This window comes from Streptomyces sp. ISL-12 (assembly GCF_018614415.1).
In the GTDB taxonomy this organism is placed as follows: Bacteria; Actinomycetota; Actinomycetes; order Streptomycetales; family Streptomycetaceae; genus Streptomyces.
In genome coordinates, this window is sequence record NZ_JAGGOO010000133.1 from 1 (window position 1) to 24293 (window position 24293).

The 24293-nt window shown below is 72.7% G+C and carries 16 protein-coding genes; 6 read left to right on the plus strand and 10 right to left on the minus strand.

Translation table 11 applies throughout. The features are described from left to right. The 3 genes from J7I94_RS31700 to J7I94_RS31710 form a co-directional block, all read right to left on the minus strand. Nucleotides 1-2199: ATP-dependent helicase (locus J7I94_RS31700; protein WP_215172692.1), on the minus strand; the 2199-nt coding region annotated here is incomplete at its 3' end. Nucleotides 2200-2290: 91 nt separating this feature from the next. Next, nucleotides 2291-5848 (minus strand): ATP-dependent DNA helicase, encoded by a 3558-nt coding sequence (locus tag J7I94_RS31705; protein WP_215172694.1) that lies wholly within the window; start codon nucleotides 5846-5848, stop codon nucleotides 2291-2293. 266 nt (nucleotides 5849-6114) lie between these two features. Beyond that, nucleotides 6115-6501, minus strand: a complete 387-nt coding sequence (locus J7I94_RS31710; protein WP_215172696.1) for an MGMT family protein — start codon at nucleotides 6499-6501, stop codon at nucleotides 6115-6117. 198 nt (nucleotides 6502-6699) lie between these two features. Between J7I94_RS31710 and J7I94_RS31715 the strand changes: the two genes are divergently transcribed. The 3 genes from J7I94_RS31715 to J7I94_RS31725 all read left to right on the plus strand — a co-directional run bounded on the left by J7I94_RS31715 (nucleotide 6700) and on the right by J7I94_RS31725 (nucleotide 12913). Beyond that, nucleotides 6700-9447, plus strand: a complete 2748-nt coding sequence (locus tag J7I94_RS31715) for a lysylphosphatidylglycerol synthase domain-containing protein (protein ID WP_215172698.1) — start codon at nucleotides 6700-6702, stop codon at nucleotides 9445-9447. A 222-nt stretch (nucleotides 9448-9669) separates the two neighbouring features. After that, the gene (locus J7I94_RS31720; RefSeq protein WP_215172700.1) at nucleotides 9670-11220 is read left to right on the plus strand and encodes an alpha/beta hydrolase; all 1551 of its coding nucleotides are present in this window, start codon (nucleotides 9670-9672) and stop codon (nucleotides 11218-11220) included. 145 nt (nucleotides 11221-11365) lie between these two features. Then, nucleotides 11366-12913: an alpha/beta hydrolase gene (locus tag J7I94_RS31725; protein WP_215172702.1), complete on the plus strand. Its 1548-nt coding sequence runs from the start codon at nucleotides 11366-11368 to the stop codon at nucleotides 12911-12913. A gap of 137 nt (nucleotides 12914-13050) precedes the next feature. Here J7I94_RS31725 and moeZ read toward each other — a convergent pair whose 3' ends face one another. The 7 genes from moeZ to J7I94_RS31760 form a co-directional block, all read right to left on the minus strand. Continuing rightward, nucleotides 13051-14229 (minus strand): adenylyltransferase/sulfurtransferase MoeZ, encoded by a 1179-nt coding sequence (gene moeZ, locus J7I94_RS31730; protein ID WP_215172704.1) that lies wholly within the window; start codon nucleotides 14227-14229, stop codon nucleotides 13051-13053. Between the two features lie 63 nt (nucleotides 14230-14292). Next, on the minus strand, nucleotides 14293-15048 hold the full coding sequence (locus J7I94_RS31735) for a spherulation-specific family 4 protein (RefSeq protein ID WP_215172706.1): 756 nt from the start codon (nucleotides 15046-15048) through the stop codon (nucleotides 14293-14295). Further along, on the minus strand, nucleotides 15036-16103 hold the full coding sequence (locus J7I94_RS31740) for an NAD-dependent epimerase/dehydratase family protein (RefSeq protein ID WP_215172708.1): 1068 nt from the start codon (nucleotides 16101-16103) through the stop codon (nucleotides 15036-15038). Before J7I94_RS31740 ends, J7I94_RS31735 begins: the two co-directional genes overlap by 13 nt. A 391-nt stretch (nucleotides 16104-16494) precedes the next feature. Continuing rightward, nucleotides 16495-17754: a hypothetical protein gene (locus J7I94_RS31745; protein WP_251076034.1), complete on the minus strand. Its 1260-nt coding sequence runs from the start codon at nucleotides 17752-17754 to the stop codon at nucleotides 16495-16497. Then, nucleotides 17751-19556: a DUF3492 domain-containing protein gene (locus tag J7I94_RS31750; protein ID WP_215172710.1), complete on the minus strand. Its 1806-nt coding sequence runs from the start codon at nucleotides 19554-19556 to the stop codon at nucleotides 17751-17753. Before J7I94_RS31750 ends, J7I94_RS31745 begins: the two co-directional genes overlap by 4 nt. Before the next feature lie 208 nt (nucleotides 19557-19764). Continuing rightward, a complete protein-coding gene (locus J7I94_RS31755; protein WP_215172712.1) occupies nucleotides 19765-21528 on the minus strand; it encodes a DUF3152 domain-containing protein in 1764 nt (587 codons plus the stop codon). 8 nt (nucleotides 21529-21536) lie between these two features. Beyond that, on the minus strand, nucleotides 21537-22559 hold the full coding sequence (locus J7I94_RS31760) for an alpha/beta fold hydrolase (RefSeq protein ID WP_215172714.1): 1023 nt from the start codon (nucleotides 22557-22559) through the stop codon (nucleotides 21537-21539). Between the two features lie 251 nt (nucleotides 22560-22810). Between J7I94_RS31760 and J7I94_RS31765 the strand changes: the two genes are divergently transcribed. From J7I94_RS31765 to J7I94_RS31775, 3 genes are all read left to right on the plus strand, one after another. Then, the gene (locus J7I94_RS31765) at nucleotides 22811-23035 is read left to right on the plus strand and encodes a hypothetical protein (protein WP_215172716.1); all 225 of its coding nucleotides are present in this window, start codon (nucleotides 22811-22813) and stop codon (nucleotides 23033-23035) included. Between the two features lie 180 nt (nucleotides 23036-23215). Beyond that, complete coding sequence (locus J7I94_RS31770; RefSeq protein ID WP_215172718.1) at nucleotides 23216-23872, plus strand: TetR/AcrR family transcriptional regulator; 657 nt, start codon at nucleotides 23216-23218, stop codon at nucleotides 23870-23872. Between the two features lie 165 nt (nucleotides 23873-24037). Continuing rightward, nucleotides 24038-24265: a DUF3107 domain-containing protein gene (locus J7I94_RS31775; RefSeq protein WP_215172720.1), complete on the plus strand. Its 228-nt coding sequence runs from the start codon at nucleotides 24038-24040 to the stop codon at nucleotides 24263-24265. Nucleotides 24266-24293: the final 28 nt, after the last annotated feature.

Here is a 24293-nt window from a genome sequence, read left to right on the forward strand (position 1 = left end):
GAGCTCCTCGGTGTGCTGGTGCTCCTTCATGGCCTCGTGGAAGTCCTTGAGGCCGCGGGAGTCCCAGGAGCCGACGTCGGGGAGGGTGTCGGCGTCGCCGCGCAGGCGGTGCGGGAGGACCTTGCCCTGGGCGGTCCACTTCTCGCGGCCCTGGGTGCTGGGGAAGGTGCCGATGACCAGTCCGGGGACGGCGACGACGTCCCACTCCAGGCCCTTGGACTTGTGCGCGGTGAGCACCTTGACGGTGTTCTCGCCGCCGGGGAGGGCGTTGTCGAGTCCCTTCTCGTACTGGGCGGCCGTGCGCAGGAAGCCGAGGAAGGCGAGCAGGGACGCCTCGTTGTCCCCGGCGGCGAAGGACGCGGCGACGTCCAGGAAGTTGGAGAGGGTCTCTCGGCGGCGGGCGGCCAGCGCGTTCGGGGACGCCGACAGTTCGACCTCCAGGCCGGTGACGGCCAGGACCCGGTGCAGTACGTCCATCAGCGGGTCGGCGAGGGAGCGGCGTAGGTCGCGCAGTTCGGTGGCGAGGCGGGCGAACCGTACGCGCGCGTCCGGCGAGAACGGCAGTCCGTCGTCGTCCCCGCCGCCGTCCATCGGCGTCTCCAGGAACGTGTCCAGCGCGTCCGCGAGCGATATCACCTCGGACGGGTCGACGCCCTCGACGGCCTCGGCGAGCCGCCGGTCGGGGTCGTCGTCGCCCGCCACGCGCGCGTGGGCGACGAGACGGCGGGCGCGGCGCCCCAGCAGGGCGAGGTCGCGCGGGCCGATACGCCAGCGCGGGCCGGTGAGCAGCCGCACCAGGGAGGCGTTGGCGCCGGGGTCCTGGAGGACCTCGCAGACGGCGACCAGGTCGGCGACCTCGGGCAGGTGCAGCAGGCCGGAGAGGCCGACGACCTCGACGGGGATGTCGCGGGCCACCAGGGCGCCCTGGATCTCGGCGAAGTCGGTCGCCGTGCGGCACAGGACGGCGATCTCGCCGGGCGCCGTCCCGGTGCGTACCAGGTGGGCGATGGAGTCGGCGATCCAGTCGATCTCCTCGGTGTGGGTGGGCAGCAGGGCGCAGCGGACGGTGCCGTCGCGTTCGGCGCCGGGAGCCGGGCGGAGGGCCTCCACGCCCGCGTGCATGGCGCGCAGCGGGGTGGCGAGGCCGTTGGCGAGGTCGAGGAGGCGGCCGCCGCTGCGGCGGTTCTCGCTGAGCGACTGGCGGAGGGCGGGGCTGCCGTCGGCGCGGGCGAAGTGCTCGGGGAAGTCGTCGAGGTTGGCGACGGAGGCGCCGCGCCAGCCGTAGATGGCCTGGCAGGGGTCGCCGACGGCGGTGACGGGGTGGCCGGTGCCGCCGCCGAAGAGGCCCGCCAGGAGGACGCGCTGGGCCACCGAGGTGTCCTGGTACTCGTCGAGCAGCACGACCCGGAACTCCTCGCGCAGCAGCCGGCCCACCTCGGGCAGTTGGGCGAGCTGGGCGGACAGGGCGATCTGGTCGCCGAAGTCGAGGAGGTCGCGGTCGCGTTTGGCGGACCGGTAGCGGATCACCAGCTCGGCGAGTTCGCGCCGGGCGGCGGCGGCTTCGGGGACCTTGCGCAGGTCTGCGTTGGTGAGCTTGGCGCCTTGGAGGCTCTCCAGAAGGTCGGTGTCCCAGCTGAGCAGCCGCTCGGGGCGTACGAGGTGTTCGGAGAGCTCGGAGTCGAGGGTGAGGAGGTCGCCGACCAGGTCGGGGAAGGAACGGGTCAGCGCCGGGTAGGACCCGGGGGCCTCGCGCAGCACCCGCGCGGCGAGCTGGTAGCGGGTGGCGTCGGCGAGCAGCCGGGAGGACGGTTCCAGGCCGGTGCGCAGGCCGTGGTCGGCCAGCAGGCGGCCGGCGAAGGCGTGGTACGTGGAGATCACCGGCTCGCCCGGCGGATTGTCCGGGTCGATCACGTCGGGGTCGGTGACGCCGGCCTTGACCAGCGCCTTGCGGACGCGTTCGGCCAGCTCACCGGCGGCCTTGTTGGTGAAGGTGAGGCCGAGCACCTGTTCCGGGGCGACCTGGCCGGTGCCGACCAGCCAGACCACGCGCGCCGCCATCACCGTCGTCTTGCCGGAGCCGGCTCCGGCCACGATCACCTGCGGGGCGGGCGGCGCGGTGACGCAGGCCGTCTGCTCCGGGGTGAAGGGGATGCCGAGGAGCTCCTTGAGCTGCTCGGGATCGGTGATACGGGCGGGCATGACGAAAGGCTAGCGGCGGCCACTGACAGCCGGGGCCGGATCGGCCGGCCGAGGCGGAAGAAGCGCAGGTCAGCGACTGTGGTGCGATGGGTCACTCGACCACGTGCCGGCCCTCCGGGCGGGCGCTGCACGAGGCCCGGAAGGCGCAGTGCGCGCAGTGCTGGCCCGAGGCCGGTGTGAACCGTTCGTCGAGAACCTTGCCGGCGGCCGTGGCCAGCAGGTCGCCGACCCACTCGCCGTCCGGTCCGTCGAGCGGCTCCTGGGCCTGCACCTTGGGCAGCGTCTCGCCGCCGTCCCGTTTGGCGGCGCCCTGGCGGAGCTGGACCAGTTCGGCGCCGCCCGGTTCGGGGCGTACGCCGTCGAACGCCTCGTCGACGGCGCCCTCGCGGACGGCGAGCTGGTAGACGGCGAGCTGGGGGTGGCGGGCCACCTCGGCGGAGCTGGGCGTCTGTTTGCCGGTCTTGAAGTCGACGACGTAGGCGCGGCCGTCGCCGTCGGCCTCCACGCGGTCCATCTGGCCGCGGATGCGTACCTCGTAGTCGCCCGCGGCGAGCGTGACGTCGAAGTCGTGCTCGCTGGCGACGGGCCTGCGCCCGGTGCGGTCCATGACGTGCCACTTGAGGAAGCGTTCGAGCGCCACGCGCGCGTGCGCCTTCTCCTGCTCGGACTTCCACGGCGCGTCGAAGACGAGCGCGTTCCACACCGAGTCCAGGCGCGCCATGAGCACGTCGAGGTCGGCGGGGGTGTGCCCGGAGGCGACCTCGTCGGCGAGGACGTGCACCACGTTGCCGAAGCCCTGGGCGGCGGTCGCGGGGGCGTCAGCCTTGACCTCGCGGCCGAGGAACCACTGCAGGGCGCAGGTGTTCGCGAGCTGGTCGAGCGCGCTGCCGGAGAGCACGACGGGCTGGTCGCGGTCGCGCAGCGGCACCTTGCACTCGGTCGGCTCGAACATGCCCCACCAGCGGTAGGGGTGCGCGGAGGGCACCAGGGGGCGGCCCTCGTCGTCGCTGAGGGCGGCGAGGCGGGCCAGCCGGCGGGCGGCGGCCTCGCGCAGGGCGTCGGAGACACGGGGGTCCACGGTCGTGGCGCGCAGTTCGGCGACCAGGGCCGCGACGGACAGGGGGCGCCGCGGGCGGCCTGTGACGTCCTTGGGTTCGACACCCAGTTCGGCCAGGAACCGGGAGGGCTGGTCCCCGTCGTCCGCCGGTGCCTTGACGGCCGTGACGACGAGGCGGTCACGCGCGCGCGTGGCGGCCACGTAGAACAGGCGGCGTTCCTCCGCGAGCAGCGCGCCGGGCGTGAGGGGCTCGGCGAGACCGTCGCGGCCGATCCGGTCGGCCTCCAGCAGGGAGCCACGGCGGCGCAGGTCGGGCCACAGCCCTTCCTGGACCCCGGCGACGACGACCAGCCGCCACTGGAGGCCCTTGGCGCGGTGTGCGGTCATCAGGCGCACCGCGTCGGGGCGTACGGCACGCCGCGCGAGGGTGTCGGCGGCGATGTCCTCGGCCTCCACCTCCTCCAGGAAGTTCAGGGCGCCCCGGCCGCCGGTGCGCTCCTCGGCGCGCGCGGCGGTCGCGAACAGGGCGCATACGGCGTCCAGGTCGCGGTCGGCGTTGCGGCCGGCGGCGCCGCCGCGCCGGGCGGCCCGCTCCAGGCGTCCGGGCCACGGGGTGCCGGCCCACAGCTCCCACAGCGCCTCCTCGGCCGTACCGCCGCCCGCCAGGCGTTCCCGGGCCGTGCGGAGCAGCGCGCCCAGGCGTTGCGCGCCCCGCGCGTACGCCGGGTCGTGCACGGCCAGGCGCTCCGGCTCGGCCAGGGCCCGGGCGAGCAGTTGGTCGGAGGGGGGCGGCAGCGCGTTGCCCGCGGCCCGCTCCTCCTCGCGCAGAGCCCGGCCGAGGCGGCGCAGATCGGCGGCGTCCATGCCGGCGAGGGGTGAGGTGAGCAGAGTGAGGGCGGTCTCGGTGTCCAGCCAGCTCGCTTCGAGGGCGTCGGCGGGGGCGTCCGGCGGGGCCTCTGCCGCCTCCGGCTGCGCTGTCTCCTCCGCCTCTGTGGCCGCCGCCTCTGTCGTCTCTGTGGCCTCTGTCGTCTCTGTGGCCTCTGTGGCCTCTGTGGCCTCTGTGGCCTCTGCCACCTCTGGGGTCTCTGTCGCCTCTGCGGTCTCTGTCACCTCTGGGGTCTCTGATGCCTCTGCGGTCTCTGACACCTCCCTAGCCCCGAAGGCCCTCCCAGCCCCAGCAGCCCCAGAAGCCACCCCCGCCTCAGCCATAGCCACCGCCCGCAGTGCCGTCAGCAGTGGCGCCACCGCCGGCTCGTGGCGCAGGGGCAGGTCGTCGCCGTCCACGTCGACCGGGACGCCGGCCGAGGTGAGGGCGCGGCGGACCGCCGGGAGGGTGCGGGAGCCGGCGCGCACCAGGACGGCCATCTCGCTCCACGGGACGCCGTCCTCCAGATGCGCCCGGCGCAGGATGTCCGCGACGTTGTCCAGCTCCGTACCGGCGGTCGGGTACGTGTACACCTCGACCCGGCCGCCGTCCCGTACCGGCGCGAGTTCGCGGTGGGCGCGTACCTGGTCGGCGGGGAGGCGGGTGAGCGGCATGCGCCGGGTCAGCAACCGGGTGGCGGCCAGCAGGGCGGCTCCGGAGCGGCGGGAGGTGCGCAGCACCCGCACGGGCGCCGGGCGGCCGTCCGCGCGCGGGAAGGCGTGCGGGAAGTCGAGGATGCCGCCCACGTCCGCGCCGCGGAACGCGTAGATCGACTGGTCGGGGTCGCCGAAGGCCACCAGGGTGCGCCCGCCGCCCGCCAGGGCGTGCAGCAGCCGTATCTGGGCTGGATCGGTGTCCTGGTACTCGTCGACGTAGACAGCGTCGTACTGCCCGGCGAGCCGCTCGGCGACCTCCCGGCGGTGGGCGAGGAGCACCGCGCGGTGGACGAGTTCCGCGTAGTCGAGGACGCCCTGGAGGTCGAGCACGTCGAGGTACTCGGCGAGGAAGACGGCGGCGGCCCGCCAGTCGGGGCGGCCGATGCGCCGGGCGAAGTCCGCCAGGGCGTCCGGGCCGAGGCCCAGCTCGCGGCTGCGGGCGAGCACCGCGCGGACCTCGTCGGCGAAGCCCCGGGTGGTCAGGCAGGCGCGCAGTTCGTCGGGCCAGCGCACATGGGCCAGTCCGCGCCGTTCGAGGTCGGCCTGGCCGGCGAGCAGCTCGCGGACGGTCACGTCCTGTTCCGGTCCGGACAGCAGCCGCAGGGGCTCGGCGAACAGGTCGCTGTCCTGGTGGGCCCGGACGAGGGCGTAGCTGAAGGAGTGGAATGTGGTCGCGCGCGGGGCACGCGCCGCGCCGGTGCGCCGGGCCATGCGGTCGCGCAGTTCGACGGCGGCCTTCCGGCTGAAGGTCAGCACGAGGATCCGCTCGGGGTCGGCGCCGCGGGCGATGCGGGCCGCGACGGACTCCACGAGCGTGGTCGTCTTGCCGGTGCCCGGGCCGGCGAGCACGAGCAGCGGACCGGTCCGGTGGTCAACCACGGCGCGTTGGGCGGCGTCCAGAAGAGGGGGGTCCACGCGCGGCGGCGGGGTACGAACCAGTCGGTAAGCGCCACGGACCCCCTGTCGCCCCGCGGGGTGCGACGGGTGTCTGGTGGAGGAAGAGGAGCTCACGTGGTTCGCCGGTCCTGGTGGGTGTGCTGGTGGGACGACCGCCGCGTGGGACGGGCGGTGGACGCGGGGTGAACGGGATGCGCGCAGCCGACGCTACGCCGACGCCCGGGCGGGTAGCAGGGCTTCCGCTTCTTCCCTCCCTTCACCCGCGACGCAGGAGTCCCGCGCCCCTCGAACGTACGTCATTCCACGGACGTGCCCGTTCTGCCCCGATTCCCTCATACGGATCACCGGTCACCCCTCGGGGCGTCCGATGGCGGAAGCTTTCAGGTGTGACCCTGCGCGTGCTCGCCGCCGTCCCACCGCGCTCGCCGCATGTCGACGCGCGGCAGATGGTCCTCCGCGGCCCGGCCCGCCTCCTTCAGGGGCGTGCCCTCCTCCCGGTACCGGGAGAGCGCCTCCAGTTCATGGCCCGCCAGCAGGACTCCGTCGGCGCGGACCACGCGCCACCACGGAACTCCCACCCCATAGAGGGACATCACCCGGCCGACCTGCCGGGGACCGCCCTCCTCCAGCCATTCGGCGACGTCCCCGTAGGTCATGACGCGTCCCGGCGGGATCAGCTCGGTGACCTCGAGGACCCGCTCGGCGTACTCCGGCAGCGCGTCCGCGGGCTCTGGACGGACTCCGTCCGGAAGACTTTCCTCGCTCATCCGCCCCATACTGCCGCACCCCACCGACACCGCGACGCGCTCGCGCGGCCGGTCCGCGCCCCTCGCCCGGGGACGGCGCTTGCGGCAGACTGTGCGGCCCGCGCGTGCGCCCTGATCCACCCTGATGCCCCCATGTGTCGGTGCGGCATGCCACCATCGTGCGGGCGGTGACCAGTGATACGAGAGCAAGAAGAGACGATGAAGCAACAGGGTGTGCGGCCCGGCGGCACGCAGGGCTCCTCCGACGCTTCGTCGCGCCCCGGTGCCGCCGCCGGCAAGGGTGACACCGGGAGCACCGCACCGGACACCGGTCCCGCGGACACGGCGCACATCGACGAGGTGGAGGGCGACGAACCGCTCCTCCCCGCGCGCGTGCACCGTCCCTCCGACCTGATGCGGCTCCTGGTGGGCGTGCTCGCGGTCGGCGTACTGCTCGCCGTCGCCGCGTTCGCCCACGGCACCACCTCGGGCCTCGAACAGGACATCAACAAGGGCACCGGCCAGGCGCCCGATCTGCTGATCAAGATCGCCGGCCTGGCCTCCAGCATCGCGATCCTGCTGGTCCCGGTCGCCTTCGCGATCGAGCGGCTGATCAAACGCGACGGGCTGCGCATCGCCGACGGCGTACTGGCCGCCGTACTCGCCCATGGCGTGACGCTCGCCACCGACCTGTGGGTGGCCAAAGCCGCCCCCGACTCGATCCAGGAAGCGCTCACCCAGCCCTCGCCGGGGGACATCCACGCCCTCACCGACCCGGTGCACGGCTATCTGGCGCCGGTCATCGCGTACATGACGGCGGTCGGCATGTCCCGCAGACCGCGGTGGCGCGCGGTGCTGTGGATCGTGCTGCTGCTGGACGCGTTCTCCATGCTCGTCACCGGCTACACGACGCCGTTCTCCATCATCCTGACCGTGCTGATCGGCTGGACCGTGGCCTACGGGACGCTGTACGCGGTCGGCTCGCCCAACGTCCGGCCCACCGGGCGGACGCTCATGGCGGGCCTGATGACGGTCGGTTTCCGCCCGGTGACCGCCTCGCGCGAGGAGGTGCCGGCGGACACCCTGGAAACCGGTGACCGCGGCCGGCGCTACTTCGTCACCCTGGAGGACGGTCCCCCGCTGGACGTCACGGTGGTCGACCGCGAACAGCAGGCGCAGGGGTTCTTCTACCGCGCGTGGCGCAACCTGACACTGCGCGGCTTCGCCACCCGCAGCAGCCTCCAGTCGCTGCGCCAGGCGCTGGAGCAGGAGGCGCTGCTGGCCTACGCGGCGATCGCGGCCGGCGCCAACGCGCCCAAGCTGATCGCCACCTCGGAACTGGGCCCCGACGCGGTGATGCTGGTCTACGAGCACACCGGTGGCCGCTCCCTCGACTCGCTGCCGGACGAGGAGATCACCGACGACCTGCTGCGCGACACCTGGGAGCAGGTACGGGCGCTGCAGTCCCGGCGGATCGCGCACCGCAGGCTGGTGGGTGACTCGATCCTGGTGGATCGTTCCGGCACGGTGAGCATCACGGACCTGCGCACCGGCGAGATCGCCGCGGGCGACCTGCTGCTGCGCATGGACATCTCCCAGCTACTGGTGACGCTCGGACTGCGAGTGGGGGCCGAGCGCTCGGTGGCCTCGGCGGTGGGTGTGCTCGGCCCGGACACGGTGGCGGACTGTCTGCCGATGCTCCAGCCGATCGCGCTGAGCCGCTCCACGCGCGCGACGCTGCGCAGACTCGCCCGGGAACGGTCCCAGCGCGAGCGCGAGGCCGTCCTGGAGGCGTCCCGGCAGGCCAAGCAGGCCCGGGTGGAGGCCGCGGCCGACGACGGCTCCGGCGCCACGGCCGCCCAAGTCGACAAGCCCGGCAAACCGGACAAGAAGAGTGAGCGTGCGGAGCAGCGGGCCGAGAAGCGGGCCCTCGACGAGGCCATGGACGAGGCGCGCGAGGAGGACCTGCTCACCCAGATCCGGCACCAGGTACTGCGGATCAGGCCGCAGGCCCCGGTCGAGCCGGCCCGCCTGGAGCGAGTCAGGCCGCGCACGCTGATCAGCTTCATCGCCGGCGCGATCGGCGCGTACTTCCTGCTGACGCAGCTCACCCACATCGAGTTCGGGCCGCTGATCAGCAACGCCGAGTGGGGCTGGGTCATCGCGGCCGTGCTGTTCTCGGCGGCGAGCTATGTCGCGGCGGCGATGTCCCTCCTGGGGTTCGTGCCCGAGCGGGTGCCGTTCCTGCGGACCGTGGCCGCGCAGGTCGCCGGGTCCTTCGTGAAGATCATCGCGCCCGCGGCGGTCGGCGGCGTAGCCCTGAACACCCGTTTCCTCCAGCGCGCCGGGGTGCGCCCCGGGCTCGCGGTGGCGAGCGTCGGCGCGTCGCAGCTGTTCGGGCTCGGCTGTCACATCCTGATGCTGCTGTCCTTCGGCTATCTGACCGGCACGGAGAAGACGCCCTCCCTGTCGCCGTCCCGGACGGTCATCGCGGGTCTGCTGACGGTGGCGGTCCTGGTGCTGGTGGTCACCTCGGTGCCGTTCCTGCGGAAATTCGTCGTCACGCGCGTGCGTTCGCTCTTCGCCGGTGTCGTGCCGCGCATGCTCGACGTGCTGCAGCGGCCGCAGAAGCTGATCACCGGTATCGGCGGCATGCTGCTGCTCACCGCCTGCTTCGTGATGTGCCTGGACGCCTCGATCCGCGCGTTCGGCGACGAGACGGCGTCGATCAGCCTGGCCAGCGTCGCCGTCGTCTTCCTCGCGGGCAACGCGCTCGGCTCCGCGGCGCCGACCCCCGGCGGGGTGGGCGCGGTGGAGGCGACCCTGACCCTCGGCCTGATCGCCGTGGGCCTGCCCAAGGAGGTCGCCGCACCGGCGGTGCTCCTCTACCGGCTGCTGACCTTGTGGCTGCCGGTGCTGCCGGGCTGGCTGGCCTTCAACCACCTGACCAGGAAACAGGCGCTGTAGCACGCCCGGCAGCGGGTATTCCGCAGAAGCCGGGCTCCGCAGTGCCCGGTACTCCGCAGCAGCCGGTACTCCTGCACCCTGTACGCGGCAGAACCCGGTACTCCGCGGCACCTGGTACTCGGCAGAACCCGGGCTCCGCAGGACCCGTCACTCCGCGCCCTCCCGTACCTCGTACGGCCCGCGCCCCGAGCGTCCCGTCCGGCGTGCCCGCACGATGGGGACATGCCGAATCCCGCCCGGCTGCGCGCCGCCGCCCCCGCCGCCACCGTCGTCCTGCTGTCCTCCCTGCTGGCCGGCTGCGGCGACAGCACGGCGGACGGGAACGGGGACGTGACACGGCAGAAGCTCTCCTGGCGGGACTGCCCGGCACCGTCCCAGGCACAGGGCGGCGGCGCCGCGCCCTCTCCGCTGCCGGACGGCGGCACCTGGCAGTGCGCCACCATGCGGGCCCCGCTCGACTGGGACGACCCCGACGGCGACACCATCGGCATCGCGCTGATCCGGGCCCGGGCCAGCGGCGCCGCCGACCGGCGGATCGGGTCGCTGATCTTCAACTTCGGCGGCCCGGGCGGTTCGGGCGTCACCACGCTGCCCGCCTTCGGTGACGACTACGCCAAGCTGCGCACCCGCTACGACCTGGTCAGTTTCGACCCGCGCGGCGTCGGCCGCAGCGCCCCCGTGGAGTGCCTGGACGACCGGCGGCTCGACGCCTACTTCCAGCAGGACGCCACCCCCGACGACGCCGCCGAGCGCACCGCACTGGTCGACAACACCGAGGAGTTCAACGCGGCCTGCGAGAAGAACTCCAAGAAGATGCTGCCGCACGTCGCCACCACCGACGCCGCCCGCGACATGGACCTCATGCGCCAGGTCCTGGGCGACGACAAGCTGCACTACTTCGGCATCTCCTACGGCACCGAACTCGGCGGCGTCTACGCCCACCTGTTCCCGAAGAAGGTGGGCCGCGCCGTCTTCGACGCCGTCGTCGACCCGACGCAGGACTCGGGACAGGGCTCGCTGGGCCAGGCCAGGGGATTCCAGCGAGCCCTCGACAACTACGCCGAGAACTGCGTCTCCCAGACCGAGGACTGCCCCGTCGGCGACACCGCCCAGGACGTCAAGAACCGCATCGCCGCACTGCTGAAGAAGCTCGACCGCGAGCCGATCCCCGGCATCTCCCCCCGCCGACTCACCCAGACCGCCGCTACCAGCGGCATCGCGCAGTCCCTGTATTCGAAGGATCTCTGGGAGTACCTCACCGAGGGCCTGGAGCAGGCGTACGACGGTGACGGCAGGATCCTGATGGCGCTCGCGGACGCGCTGAACGGACGCGGGGAGAACGGCGAGTACAGCAACATCACCGCGGCCAACGTCGCCATCAACTGCGCCGACGACAAGCCGCGGTACGACGCCGCGTACGTGCGGAAGAAGCTGCCGGAGTTCCGCGCCGCCTCGCCCCTGTTCGGCGACTACCTCGCCTGGTCCATGGTCAGCTGCACCGACTGGGCGGTGGCCGGCGCCGTCGACCACCCCGACGTCAGCGCCCCCGGCGCCCCGCCGATCCTGGTCATCGGCAACACCGGTGACCCGGCCACGCCGTACGAGGGCGCGGGCAAGATGGTGGACGCCCTGGGCTCGGACGTCGGCGTCGAGCTGACCTACAAGGGCCAGGGCCACGGCGCCTACGACAGCAAGAACACCTGCGTGCGCGAGGCGGTCGACGGATATCTGCTCGACGGACGGACGCCGAAGACCGGAACGGTCTGCTCCTGACCTCGCCGCACCAGCCCCGAGATCGAGTGATTCAGCAGGTCAAAGCGTTATCCACAGGCCCCAGCGGTCATCGTGCGCCCGCTCTACCATGGCATGACAGCCATCCGCCGCACGGCGCGGACGGCCTGTCAGGGGGGAAGCGCGCATGGGGCGGTACGCACGGTCGCGGAACGTACGGTGGCTGGCTTCGCTGGCCGCCACCGGACTGCTGCTGTCGGGGTGCAGCGGCAGTTCGTCCGAGGACGGCACGGACGGGAAGAACGGCACGGACAGCGGGGGCGGCGCGACCGCGGGGAAGTCGCTGACGTCCCAGCGGCTGGACTGGGGCCGCTGCAGGGCCACCGACGACGCCCCGGCGCCGGGCGGCGACTGGCAGTGCGCCACGCTCCAGGTGCCGGTGGACTGGGCGAAGCCGGACGGCGAGCGGATGGGGCTGGCGCTGATCCGCGCCGAGGCCACCGGGGACCGGCGGGCCGGCTCCCTGCTGTTCAACTTCGGCGGCCCCGGCGGCTCGGGCGTCTCCACGATGCCGTCGTACGCCTCCCTCGCGTCCTCCCTGCACGAGCGGTACGACCTTGTCAGCTGGGACCCGCGCGGAGTGGCCGCCAGCGAGGGCATCCGCTGCCGCGACGACAAGGAGATCCAGGCGGCCGAATCGACGGTGGACGCCACACCCGACACCGCGGCCGAGGAGCAGGCGTACCTGAGGGATGCCGCGGACTTCGCCGAGGGCTGCCAGCGGACCGCCGGGAAACTGATGGCCCACGTCTCGACCACGGACACCGCCCGCGACATGGACCTGATGCGCCAGGTCCTGGGCGACAAGAAGATGCACTACTTCGGCATCTCCTACGGCACCGAACTCGGCGGCGTCTACGCCCACCTGTTCCCGGAGAAGGTGGGCCGCGTGGTCCTGGACGCGGTCGTCGATCCGACCGCCGACACCATCGGCCACGCCGAGCACCAGACCAGGGGCTTCCAGCGCGCGCTGGACGACTATCTCCGCTCCACCGGACAGGACCCCGAACAGGGCTCACGCGAGATCGCCGACCTGCTGGAGCGGATCGACGCCGAACCACTGCCGACGTCGTCGTCCGGCAGGAAGCTGAGCCAGACCCTGGCCCTCACCGGGATCGTGCTGCCGCTGTACAGCAAGGACAGCTGGCCGGCGCTGACCAGCGCGCTGTCGGCGGCCGAGGCGGGCGACGGCTCGGAGCTGCTGGCACTCGCCGACGGCTACAACGAACGTGATCCGTCGGGGCACTACGGCACGAGCACCCACTCCCAACGGGTCATATCGTGCTTGGACGACAAACAGCGGCCGACCCTGGAGGAGACGAAGAAGCTGCTGCCCGAGTTCGAGGAGATCTCCCCCGTGTTCGGCGCCTTCCTGGACTGGGACACCGCGGGATGGTGCCACCAGTGGCCGGTGGCCGGGCAGTACGAGACGCCCGAGGTCAGCGCGGACGGAGCGGCACCGGTGCTGGTGGTCGGCAACACCGGCGACCCGGCGACGCCCTACGAGGGGGCCCGCGAGATGGCGGACGAGCTGGGCGAGGACGTCGGTGTGATGCTCACCTGGAAGGGCGAGGGGCACGGTGCGTACGGCAGCGGAAGCGACTGCGTCGACTCCACGGTGAACGCCTATCTCCTGGACGGAACGGTGCCGGAGGACGGCAAGGTCTGCTCGTAACGGCGACCACACCCGCGACGCCGACCGCGGTCCCCGTCCCGGCTCCGTTCATGACGACGGCGGGGGTCCCGGGCACCCCTGGTGCGCGACACCCCCGCCGCTCGGGAGATCTGGCCGGCCTTGACTCCCGCCTTTGCTCAGTAGACCGGCTTCTCAGGCTCGATCTGGTTGACCCAGCCGATCACGCCGCCGCCGACGTGCACGGCGTCCGAGAAGCCCGCGGACTTCAGGACCGCGAGAACTTCCGCACTGCGGACACCCGTCTTGCAGTGCAAGACGATCTTCTTGTCCTGCGGGAGGTTCTCCAGGGCGGTGCCCATGAGGAACTCGTTCTTCGGGATCAGCCGCGCGCCGGGGATCGAGACGATCTCGTACTCGTTCTGCTCGCGGACGTCGATGATCTCGATGTTCTCGCCGTCGTCGATCCACTCCTTGAGCTGCTTGGGAGTGATCGTGGAGCCGGCGGCCGCCGCCTGGGCCTCCTCGGAGACGACGCCGCAGAACGCCTCGTAGTCGATGAGCTCGGTGACGGTGGGGTTCTCGCCGCAGACCGCGCAGTCGGGGTCCTTGCGGACCTTGACCTGGCGGTACTGCATCTCCAGGGCGTCGTAGATCATCAAACGGCCGACCAGCGGCTCACCGATGCCCGCGAGGAGCTTGATGGCCTCGTTGACCTGGATGGAGCCGATGGACGCGCACAGCACGCCGAGCACGCCGCCCTCGGCGCAGGAGGGGACCATGCCGGGGGGCGGGGGCTCCGGGTAGAGGCAGCGGTAGCAGGGCCCGTGCTCGGACCAGAAAACGGAGGCCTGGCCGTCGAAGCGGTAGATCGAACCCCAGATGTACGGCTTGTTCAGCAGGACACAGGCGTCGTTGACCAGGTAGCGGGTGGCGAAGTTGTCCGTGCCGTCGACGATCAGGTCGTACTGGCTGAAGATGTCCATCACGTTGTCGGCTTCGAGCCGCTCCTCGTGAAGGACCACGTTGGTGTACGGGTTGATGCCCTTGACGGTGTCACGCGCGGACTCGGCCTTGGAACGGCCGATGTCGGACTGGCTGTGGATGATCTGGCGCTGCAGGTTCGACTCGTCGACCTCGTCGAACTCCACGATGCCGAGAGTGCCCACGCCCGCGGCGGCGAGGTACATCAGCGCCGGCGAGCCCAGGCCACCGGCGCCCACGGCCAGCACCTTGGCGTTCTTCAGCCGCTTCTGCCCGTCCATCCCGACGTCGGGGATGATCAGGTGGCGGGAGTACCTGCGGACCTCGTCTACGGTGAGCTCGGAAGCCGGCTCGACCAGGGGTGGCAGCGACACGGGGACTCCGTTGGTCGGTCAATCATTACGGTTGTTCTCCCAGTAACACTGCCACGGCCTTTTTCATTCCGAGACACCCGTCCCGATGCGCGAGACGATGTCGTCCCAGTAGCCGGGCATCGTCTCCCAGGGGCTCGGGGCGACGCGGCCGCGGTGGTCGGTGCGGTCGGTGAACCAGACCGTCGCGGCGCCCTGCCAGCGGGCGATGCGCAGAGCTTCGTCGAGGTGCGGGCGGGGCACGCCGTGGACGAGGTGGCAGAAGCGCTCGGGCGGGTGCTCAGCGGTCCACTCGGCCACCTGGGACCAGCGGTAGTCGCTCCAGGAGCCGCGGAAGGTGACCAGTTGGTCGGCGTTCTCGGCGTAGCCGGGATACGGGTGGGTGTCGTGGCCGAGGACGACGTGGGCATCGTCACGGACCGTCCGCAGAGTGGTGACCGTGCGGCGGACGGCGGGGAGCGCGTGCCGTTCGCCGGGGCAGTGGTCGAGGAGGAAGCCGTCGGTCCGGTACCAGTCGGCATACCGGTGGGCGTCCGTGACCAGTTCGCCGAGGGGGCGGGCGCCGTGCGCGGCGTCGAGCCGGCCGAGCACGCGGTGGCCCGCGTTGCGCAGCCGGCCGACCGCCTCCAGGCAGTGCGGGTCGGGGACGGTGCCCGGGCCGTCGGCGATGTCGAGGACGGCCCAGTGCAGGGGTGTGCCCGGACGGGTGAGTTGCGCCCACTCGGCGGGGGCGACGAGCGGATGGGCCAGTCCGGGGGCGCCGAGGCCGGTACGGACGTCGGTGCTCGCGGTGCCCGTTCTGGTACTGGTCAGATACGGCACGCGGCCTCCATCCAGATGTCGGCGAGGGACTCCTCGAGGTTGATACGGGGCCGCCAGCCGAGCCGGTCGCGGGCGGTGCGCACATCGGCCTGCTGCCAGCTGCCGCAGCCGTCCGGGTACGGGTAGGCGACGGGGGCCGGGTGGTCGGCGTCGCCGCGGGGGCCGAGGCCGTCCACACGGTGGGCCACGGCGTCGGCACGGTGGTGGCCCGTCGACTCGGCGCGGTGACCGAGCGCCTCGGCGCGGTGGACGGCGGACTCGGCCCGGGGGTGGCCGATGACCGGGCGCAGGGCACCGGGCGGGCCGTCGAGTTCGTGCAGGGCTCCGCCGTAGCCGGCCACGCGGGCGAGGGTGGTGGCGGCGTCACGCAGCCGGACGGCGCGGCCGGAGCCGATGTTGATGACGCCTTGCGCGGCGGAGAGAGAGGCGGCGTGTACGGCACGGGCGACGTCGCGGACGTCCACGAAGTCGCGCTGGGCGCCGAGGCCGCCGAGGCGCAGTTCACCGTCCCCGGACTGCATGGCACGGCGCATGGCCTCGGCGAGGCGGCCCAGTGGGGAGCCCGCGGGGGTGCCGGGCCCGGCCGGGGAGAAGACCCGGAGCACCACGGCGTCCAGGCCGGAGCCGAGGACCAGTTCGGTGGCGGCGAGTTTGCTGACGCCGTAGGGGCCGCCGGGCCGGGGGACGGCGTCCTCGGCCGTGGAGGACCCGGGCTGGCTGGGGCCGTACTCCGCGCTGCACCCGATCTGCACCAGGCGGGCGCCGCATCCGCTGCGGCGCAGGGCCTCGCAGACGGTGGCGACGGCGACGGTGTTGTGCCGGGTGAGCTCGCGGGCCCCGCCGCGGGTGGCGCCGGCGCAGTTGACGACGACGCCGGGGTGCACCGCGTCGAGGAAGCGGGTGAGAGCGCCGGGGCTGCCGCTGGCGAGGTCGAAACGGACGTCGGCGTCGTCGCCGCGGCCGAGCGCGGTGAGCTGGACGGCCGGGTCGGCGAGCAGGCGGTCGGCGACGAAGCGGCCGATGTAGCCGTTGGCTCCGATCAGCAGGACTCTCATCGGACGACTCCCGGGGCCGAGGCTTCGGGTCGGGAGGTGGTCATGTCGGGTTCTCCTTCGAGGGTGGTGCCGGGAGGGTGTTCCGCCACGGCTCGCGCGACGGCCCGTGCCGTGGTGCGCGGGACGACTCGCGCTGCCGTCCGTGCTGCCGTCCGTGCTGCCGTCCGTGCTGCGGCGCGGGGCTGGGGTGGGGAGCGTCGGGTGCCCGGGCGGGCAGGCCCCGGCGGGCCGTGGGCGGCGGGGGATCCGCCGGGAACGGAGGCGTACGTACCGGGGTCGTGCCGGGACGGGGCTGCGGGGGCGCCGTCAGCGCTCGGGCCACGACTACGACTACAGCTACAGCTACAGCTACAGCTACAGCTACAGCTACAGGCGGCGTACCAGGGAGAGTTCATCGGCGGGGCTCCGGGTGGGCATGGGCCGAGGCTTTGGTCAGACGGCGCACCGTGTGCGGGAGCAGGACCAGGGCTGCGATGCCGCACGCCGATGTCGGGACGCTGCCGCTCCCCCAGGCGGTGACGAGTTTCTCCACGGGGACGGCCAGAACTTCGCAGCCGGGGAGCCGGCTCGCGAAGAGGCTGGCCAGGGCGGTGAGCTCGGCGGTCGCCGCTGCGGTGAGGACGAGCGCCGGCGCGTACGCGGAGCCGTGGGCGGTGAGGAGGCGTGCCAGGAGCAGGAGGGCGCCCAGGGTGAGGCCTTGGGCGTAGGCGGCGGGTTGGTCGAGGACCGCGCCGGTGAGAGCGAGGAGGGCCGAGAGCGCGCCGAGGAACAGTGCGAAGACGCCGAACAGCAACGGCCGTACGGAGGCGGCGAACTCCTCCAGTCCGCGGCTCGTCTCCAGTCGGCGACGGGCGTGGACCGCGAAGAGGCGGGTGCACCAGAGCGCGGGCGCGCAGGCCAGGACCAGGGCCAGCACGGGGGCGACCGTGACGGGCCAGGGCCCGTCGGCGGTGCCCGTGGGCAGACCGTCGGGGCCCCCGCCGAGAACGGCGCCGAGGAGGCCGTCGCCCAGGAGGGCGTAGCCGACGAGGCAGTGCGCCCAGACGCCGCTGTGGTGGTTCTCGGTGCCCGGCAGCCGTTCCCGGCGTAGGAGCACGCGCACGGCCAGGGCGACGGCGAGCGCCCCGACGGCGGCCGTGACCAGGCGCGGCTGCCCGTGGGTAAGACGCAGACCGGCGACCGTCGCCGCGCCCAGGGCGCCGGGGAGCAGGGTGAGGGCGAACCAGCCGATGCCGGGGTGGGGGGCGGAGGCACCTGCGGGATTCGCCGAACCGGAGGAACAGGGAGCACGGGAAGAACCGGCGGAACTGGGGGGACTGGCGGCATCGGCCAGGTCCGGGAAGCTGCCGGGTCGGTCGCCGTCGCGTGGGACGCGGGCGTACATCTCCTCGGCGAGGGCGAAGACGTCGCGGTGGCGGAAACGCGCGGCGGTCCGGTCGGTGACGCCGTGGGCCTCCAGGCCCGCCGCGATCTCCAGGGGGTCCACGGCGCGTTCGCACAGCTCTTGGTGGCGGCGCATCAGGGCCTTGACGGGGTCTGCCCCGGTCCGGATCCGGCGGGCGGTGCCCGGGCCGTTGCCGCTGTTGACTTCGTTGATGTCGTTGATGTCGTTGATGTCGTTGGCGTCAGTGAGGTCGTCGAGGTGGCTCATCGGGCCCCCTCGACGATGACGGAGACCGGCGCCTCCGTCGCCCAGCCGGGGCCGGGGGCGGGGGCGGGGGCGGGGGCGGCGACATGGGCCTCGGCCGGCACGGCGAACGGCAGGGGCGTGCCGGCGCCGTCGAGGAGATTCCGCCGGAGCGGTGTACGCGAGAGGATTTCCAGGTAAATGCTCTGAAATGCCGCGATGTTCTGTTCCACGGTGAACAGTTCGAGTGCGCGGGCTCGCGCGGCGGCGCCCAGGCGCTCACGGCGCTCGGGGTCGCGCAGCAGTGACAGGCACGCCTCGGCCAGCGCCCGCGGGTCGCGCGGTGGCACGACCAGCCCGGTACCGCCGATCACCTCGACCACCACACCGGCCTCCGTGGACACCGTCGCGCGACCGCAGAGCATGGCCTCGACCAGAACGACCGGGAAACCCTCGACCACGCTGGAACTGACGACCAGGGCGCCCGCGGCACAGGCGTCGGCGACGGACGGCAGGTCCGGCCCGCCGACCTCTTCGAAGGACACCGGGTTCCGGCCGATGGCGTGCGGGTCGTCGGCCTCGGCGGGGAAGAGCCGGTCGGCCAGCCCCCGGCAGTGCGCCAGGTAGGCCGCGTCCCCGGAGAAACCGGAAGGACCGGAGGAGACGGAAGAGCCGGAGGAGACGGAAGAGCCAGAGGAGCCGAAGGAACTGGGGGAACTGGGGGAACTGGGGAAGTCAGAGGAAGCAAGCGCACCGGAGACACCGAGCGTGCCCGGAGCGGACACGATCCGCAGGCGGGACCGGGGCCTCGCCCGGCGGATCTCGGCGAAGGCGTGCAGCAGGGACACCAGGTCCTTGACGGGTTCGACGCGCCCGACCCAGACGAGGGTGTCCGGGTCGGCACGGCCCGGCGCTTCCCCGACCTCGGCGAAGGGCGCCGCGTCCATACCCGGGTGGACCGTGCGCAGTTTGTCGCGGTCGGCTCCGCAGCGCTCCTGCCAGCGGCGGGCGTGCGCGTTGCCGTGCGTGACGACGGTGGCCCGGCGGTAGGTCTCCGCGGCGAGCCGGCCTTGGAAGGCGGCGAGCAGGGTGCGTATCGCGGGCGACGAGTCGGGAGCGGTCAGGTAGTGCGTGCGCAGCCGCACCCCGTACTCGGTGACCAGCAGGGGGACGCCGAAGAAGTGCCGGGCGAGGAGGCCGGGCAGGGCGGCCGAGCCGCCGGACGTCGCGTGGCACAGGTCGACCGCGCCGAGACCGGCGTCCTCGTACCAGTCGAGCGAGAGAGGGCGCAGGGCGCGTTCCAGGTGCGCGGCGACGGCGAGGAGATCCGGGACACGGGCCTCGCGCGCGGGGCGCTGGGCGCCGGGGGCGCGACAGGCGTGCTCCAGCGCGCGTACGGCGGCTTCGGAGCGGAGCGCGCCCACCAGGCCGCCCTCGTCACGGGCGAGCCCGGCGAGTCCGTACAGGGCGCTGGCGAAACGGTCCGCCTCGACGGCCCGGGCGGCATCCGCCGTACCGGACGGGTCCCCGGGGCGCGTGGCGCACAGGACGGCGACGAGGTCGCCGTAGCACTCGGCGAAGCGCCTGCGCGCCCGTCGCCCGTACACCATGCCGTCGTCCTCGGCCGTCCACAGCGGCGCGGTACGCACCCGGTTGACCTGCGGCGGAAGCGGGACCCAGCCGTCGTCCTCCTGGTGCTCACCACGGCTGAGGGCGTAGACGTCGAACTCGTGCTGCCCGAGCCCGCGCACGAGCCGGTCGCACCAGAGTCCGGCGTCACCGCTGACGTACGGGTAACCGCCCTCCGTCAGTAGTCCGATGCGCACGTCCACTCCATCTCCCGTGTGGGGAGCCGCCGTTGGTCCAGCGGCTCGCAGCGGGGACGAACGTATGCGGACAAGGCGGTGGCGCGACGGACGGTTGTCCATCGCGCCACCAAAAGGGGTGAACGGGCGTAACTTTCCCGCGCGGTGCGCGTTCGGCTCCGCTAAGGGTTCGAACGGAACCCGAACGTCATGCGACGGGGTGGCCGGATCAGCCGGCCGGGTAGGCCCAGGCGTTGGGACGGCACCGGATCCCGTTGTACTCCAGGAACTTGGTCTGCTGCTGCATGACGGGAGCGAGGTCCCCGTCCTTGTCGCAGGTCACGTGGTTGTAGCCGAGACGGTGACCGACCTCGTGATTGATCAGCATCTGCCGGTACGGGTAGATCTTGTCGTCGCCGTACGTCTCCGCACCCCGCGCCCATCGGTAGGCATTGATCATCACACGCTCGGTGGCGGCCGAGTCGCAGGAAACGTTGTCGACCGTGGTGTCCAGGCCCGACTTGGCGCACCAGTCGGCGGTGGTGCCCGGGCTGGCCAGCGTGATCACGAAGTCGACCTTGCCGGAGTGGACGCGCTCGAACGTACGGGCGCCGTTGTGGGCCCAGCTCCGGTCGTCGTTGATCGTCTTCTGCACGGCCTCCGCGAACAGTTCGCCGTCGAGGTCCAGCCCTTGCTCGACGTCCACGCGGTAGGTGTACTTCTGCCCCTTCCCCGGTGCCTTCGCGATGCCCTCGATCGCGTCGAACTTGCCGGAACCCTTCAGTGTGGGGCTGAGCGGGTAGATCTTGCCCATCTGCTGCGCGTACGTGAGCGGCGCCGAGGCCCCCGACCCGGTCCCGGAACCGGAATCCGAGCCCGACCGGGCCTTCTGTCCGTCCGCGTCCGCACTGGCTGTGCGGGTGGCACGCGCCTGGTCGGCGGCCGACTGGGACGATCCCGCGTCCTCGCCGATACGCCCGTCGGTGACCTGTCCGGCCACGACGATCGCCAGCGTGGTGGTGACCGCCGCGGCGGCGATGCCGGCGAAGGCCCGCCCCTTGGCGCCCTTGGCCGCCTCGGGCTCGTCGGCGAGCGGCCCGTTGCCATCGGCGTCACCGTCGGAGCCACGCGCCCCGTCCACGGCGCGGACGGGGCCGGCCTCGGCGTTCCAGTCGGTGACGGAGGCGTACGGGGCGGGCACGGGCGCGTCGGCACGGGCGCGCGCCGGCGCGTGAGCCGCGAAGACATCGTCCTCGCTCTTGCCGAAGGCGTCGAGGTAATCCTGCCGGGGCCCACCCGCCGGCACCCGCGGCCCCTGCGGCGCCTGAGGCCCATGCGGCAGTTGAGGTGCCTGTGATCCTTGCGGCATCTGCGGCGCTTGCGGCATCTGTCGCTGCCGCGGAAGGGGGACACCGGCACGGCCGGGAGCGATGCCGGACCCAGGGGCTGCGCCAGACCCGGGAGACCCGGAAGGCCCGGGAGACCCGGGAGACCCGGAAGGCCCGGAGGGCCCAGGAACCACGCCGGGCGGCGTGCCACCGCGCCCCCCGAACGCGCCCCAACCCCCACCCGGTTCCCGCTGCTCAGGGTGTCCGCCGCGCACCTGCCGTACTCCGTCGGCGGGGGTGCCGTCCGGCACTCTCGGTACGCCTCGGGCCGGTGTCCCGTCGACGGCGTCCGGCGCACCGTAGGACGGCGTTCCGTAGACCGGAGTTCCGTAAGCCGGGGTCCCGTAGGCAGGAGTTCCGTAAGCCGGAGTCCCGTACGCCGGAGTCCCGTACGCAGACGTGTCACCCTCCGGCGCGGCTTCGGGCGCCGTTCGGCGCACCTGCCCCGGCGGCACGACCGGACCGCCCGTCTCCTGCGGCCGTCCGTTCCTCTCCCGCGGCCGGCCGTCCGTCTCCTGTGACCGGCCGCTCCGGCGTTGCCGTGCTGCGGTCGCGTCCGCGGTCTCGCCCTTGGGGGCCGGTCCGCGACGGCTGTGGCGTCCCACGTCGCGCCTCAGCCTCCTGTGTTGTCGTCGGTGTGCAGGTCAGCGGCGGCGCGTCGGGCGTCGCCGTCGGGCGCCAACCCGGCTGTGTCCGCGAGGAGTTCACGGAAGGCCGTGGCGACCGTCTGCGGATACTCCATCATGGCGACGTGCCCCGCGTCCGGCAGGGTCAGCAGCCGCGAGTCGCGGAAGGCGCGGGCCGCGCGCTGGGCCATGCGGTAGCCGACGAGCTTGTCCCGGCCGCCGTAGATGAGCAGGGTGGGCGCGAGGACCCGTTCGGCCTGGCGCCACAGTCCGTGCTGGCCGCCCACCGTGTAGGCGTTGACGATCCCCCTCGCGGAGCGCGCCATCGCGTCCCAGAAGTACGGCAGCCGCTGCCGCCGCTCCATCTCCTCCACCGCGTGCCGGAAGCCCTCCTCGGACACCTGCGCGGGATCGCCGTAGCACAGCGCCATGACGCCGCGGACCCGCTGCTCGGCCGTCCAGTCCCGGCTCAGGCGGGTGAACAGCGAGGCGACTCCGGGCAGCGCCAGCAGTCCCGTCGGCACGGCGCTGCGCTGGACGCGGATCTCCGGAAGCGCGGGCGAGACGAGGGTGAGCGTCCGCACCAGGTCGGGGCGGGCGGCGGCGACGCGGGTGACGACGGCACCGCCGAGCGAGTTGCCCACCAGGTGCACGGGGCCGCGCCCGGTGGAGTCGAGGAGACGGATCACCGCGCGCGCGTGCCCGGTGATCGAGTAGTTGCCGTCGTCCGGTGGCGGGGAGTCGCCGAAGCCCGGCAGATCGACCGCCTCGTTGTCGACGACGTCGTCCAGCAACGGCATCAGCGCCGACCAGTTCTGGGACGAGCCGCCGAGGCCGTGGACGTACAGGGCGGGCGGCAGCCCCGCGCGGGACGGGCGCCGCGACCGCACCGTCAGGGTGATCCCCGGCAGTCGCACCGACCGCAGCCGCTCCCCCTCCGCGACCCTGACGGCCGCCGCCTTCGGCAGCACGTTGGCGGGCGGCACGGACGGCAGCTCGGTCGAAGACATGCGGCAATGTTACGAGACGATCACGCGGGGGTTCATGTGTTCGGCGTCACAAGAGAGACGCATCTGTTCGACCCTCCACACGCACCCCCTGTTCCCCCTGTGCTCCCCTGTGCCCCCTCAACTCCTCCGACCTCCTCGTGCGGCACCAGATCGCACAGCATCCGAATCGGGTGTCTCCTAGGCTCGTACAGAGGGCACCCGCACCTGACCCCCTGCCTCCCGGCGGGGACGTTCACAGAAAGGGAGCCGGCATGGCCATCGATCCCAGCGACCCCGAGACGTTCGAGGACGACGCGGCGCAGGACACCCAGGACGTCGGCGTCGAGGCCCCGGACGCCGACGCGGCCGAGCAGCAGACGGACATCGCACCGGTCCGGGACGACCCGCTGACCGGCGTGGACCCCGACCGCGCCAGCGAGGCGGATCTCGCGGAGCAGGCCCGCGTGGTCTCACTCGACGAGGACGACTACCGCTGACGTGCGCCGAGCAGGCAGGAGGTCGATACTGCCCGAACCGCACATGTTCAAAACATTTTGTGGCCTTTTCACCACCGTCCGGTCCATGAAATTCTCAGCTCGCACCGCGCACACCACGGTTACCGAAAAGTACGATGGCCGCGCGGCGCACACCGCACAGGGACGACTTTGGGAGGCGGCGTGACAGCCATCGAGCAGACAGAGGCGGCACGCCCGCGGGGCACGCGCCTGCCGCGTCGCGCCCGACGGAACCAGCTGCTGGGCGCCGCACAGGAAGTGTTCGTGGCGCAGGGCTACCACGCGGCCGCGATGGACGACATCGCCGAGCGGGCCGGCGTCAGCAAGCCGGTGCTCTACCAGCACTTCCCGGGCAAGCTGGACCTCTATCTCGCCCTGCTGGACCAGCACTGCGAGTCCCTGATCCAGTCCGTCCGCAACGCCCTCGCGTCGACCAACGACAACAAGCAGCGCGTCCGGGCGACCATGGACGCCTACTTCGCGTACGTCGAGGACGACGGCGGCGCGTTCCGGCTGGTCTTCGAGTCGGACCTGACCAACGAGCCGGCCGTGCGCGAGCGCGTCGACAAGGTCACCAACGAGTGCGCCGAGGCGATCTGCGACGTGATCGCCGAGGACACCGGTCTCTCGCGCGCGGAGTCGATGCTGCTCGCCTCCGGCCTGGGCGGCCTCGCCCAGGTGGTGGCCCGCTCCTGGCTGCACAGCGACCGCAGCGTGCCGCGCGACCAGGCGGTGCAGCTGCTCGCCTCGCTGGCCTGGCGGGGCATCGCCGGCTTCCCGCTGCACGGCAACGAACAGCACGGCGGCGAACAGCACTGAGGCGATCGACTGAGGCGATCAGCGCGTGCCATGGTCGTTTGTTCCCGGTGACTGTTCGCTCCTGGCGTTCCCGCGGCGAGCGTGTACGTCCCCTCCCCGGGCTAATGTGTGCTGGGTACGGCGCGGAAGATCGCGCACATCACTGACCGTCGGAGGGACAAAGCCGTGGAGGTCAAGATCGGCGTGCAGCACGCGCCCCGCGAGATCGTTCTGGAGAGCGGTCAGAGTGCCGAGGAGGTAGAGCGCGTGGTGTCCGAGGCACTGGCCGGCAAGTCGGCGCTGCTCAGCCTCGTCGACGAGCACGGCCGCAAGGTACTGATCCCGGCCGACCGTCTCGCCTACGTCGAGCTGGGCGAGCCGGCCCCGCGCAAGGTGGGCTTCGGCGCGCTGTAGCCGAACCGGCATGTGGAAGGGCCCGGCG

Coding starts and splice junctions, on each gene's coding strand:
- J7I94_RS31765 (WP_215172716.1), top strand. CDS start 22,811: ATGGCCATCGATCCCAGCGACCCCGAGACGTTCGAGGACGACGCGGCG.
- J7I94_RS31745 (WP_251076034.1), bottom strand. CDS start 17,754: ATGAGCCACCTCGACGACCTCACTGACGCCAACGACATCAACGACATC.
- J7I94_RS31725 (WP_215172702.1), top strand. CDS start 11,366: ATGGGGCGGTACGCACGGTCGCGGAACGTACGGTGGCTGGCTTCGCTG.
- J7I94_RS31740 (WP_215172708.1), bottom strand. CDS start 16,103: ATGAGAGTCCTGCTGATCGGAGCCAACGGCTACATCGGCCGCTTCGTC.
- J7I94_RS31715 (WP_215172698.1), top strand. CDS start 6,700: ATGAAGCAACAGGGTGTGCGGCCCGGCGGCACGCAGGGCTCCTCCGAC.
- J7I94_RS31720 (WP_215172700.1), top strand. CDS start 9,670: ATGCCGAATCCCGCCCGGCTGCGCGCCGCCGCCCCCGCCGCCACCGTC.
- J7I94_RS31760 (WP_215172714.1), bottom strand. CDS start 22,559: ATGTCTTCGACCGAGCTGCCGTCCGTGCCGCCCGCCAACGTGCTGCCG.
- J7I94_RS31710 (WP_215172696.1), bottom strand. CDS start 6,501: ATGAGCGAGGAAAGTCTTCCGGACGGAGTCCGTCCAGAGCCCGCGGAC.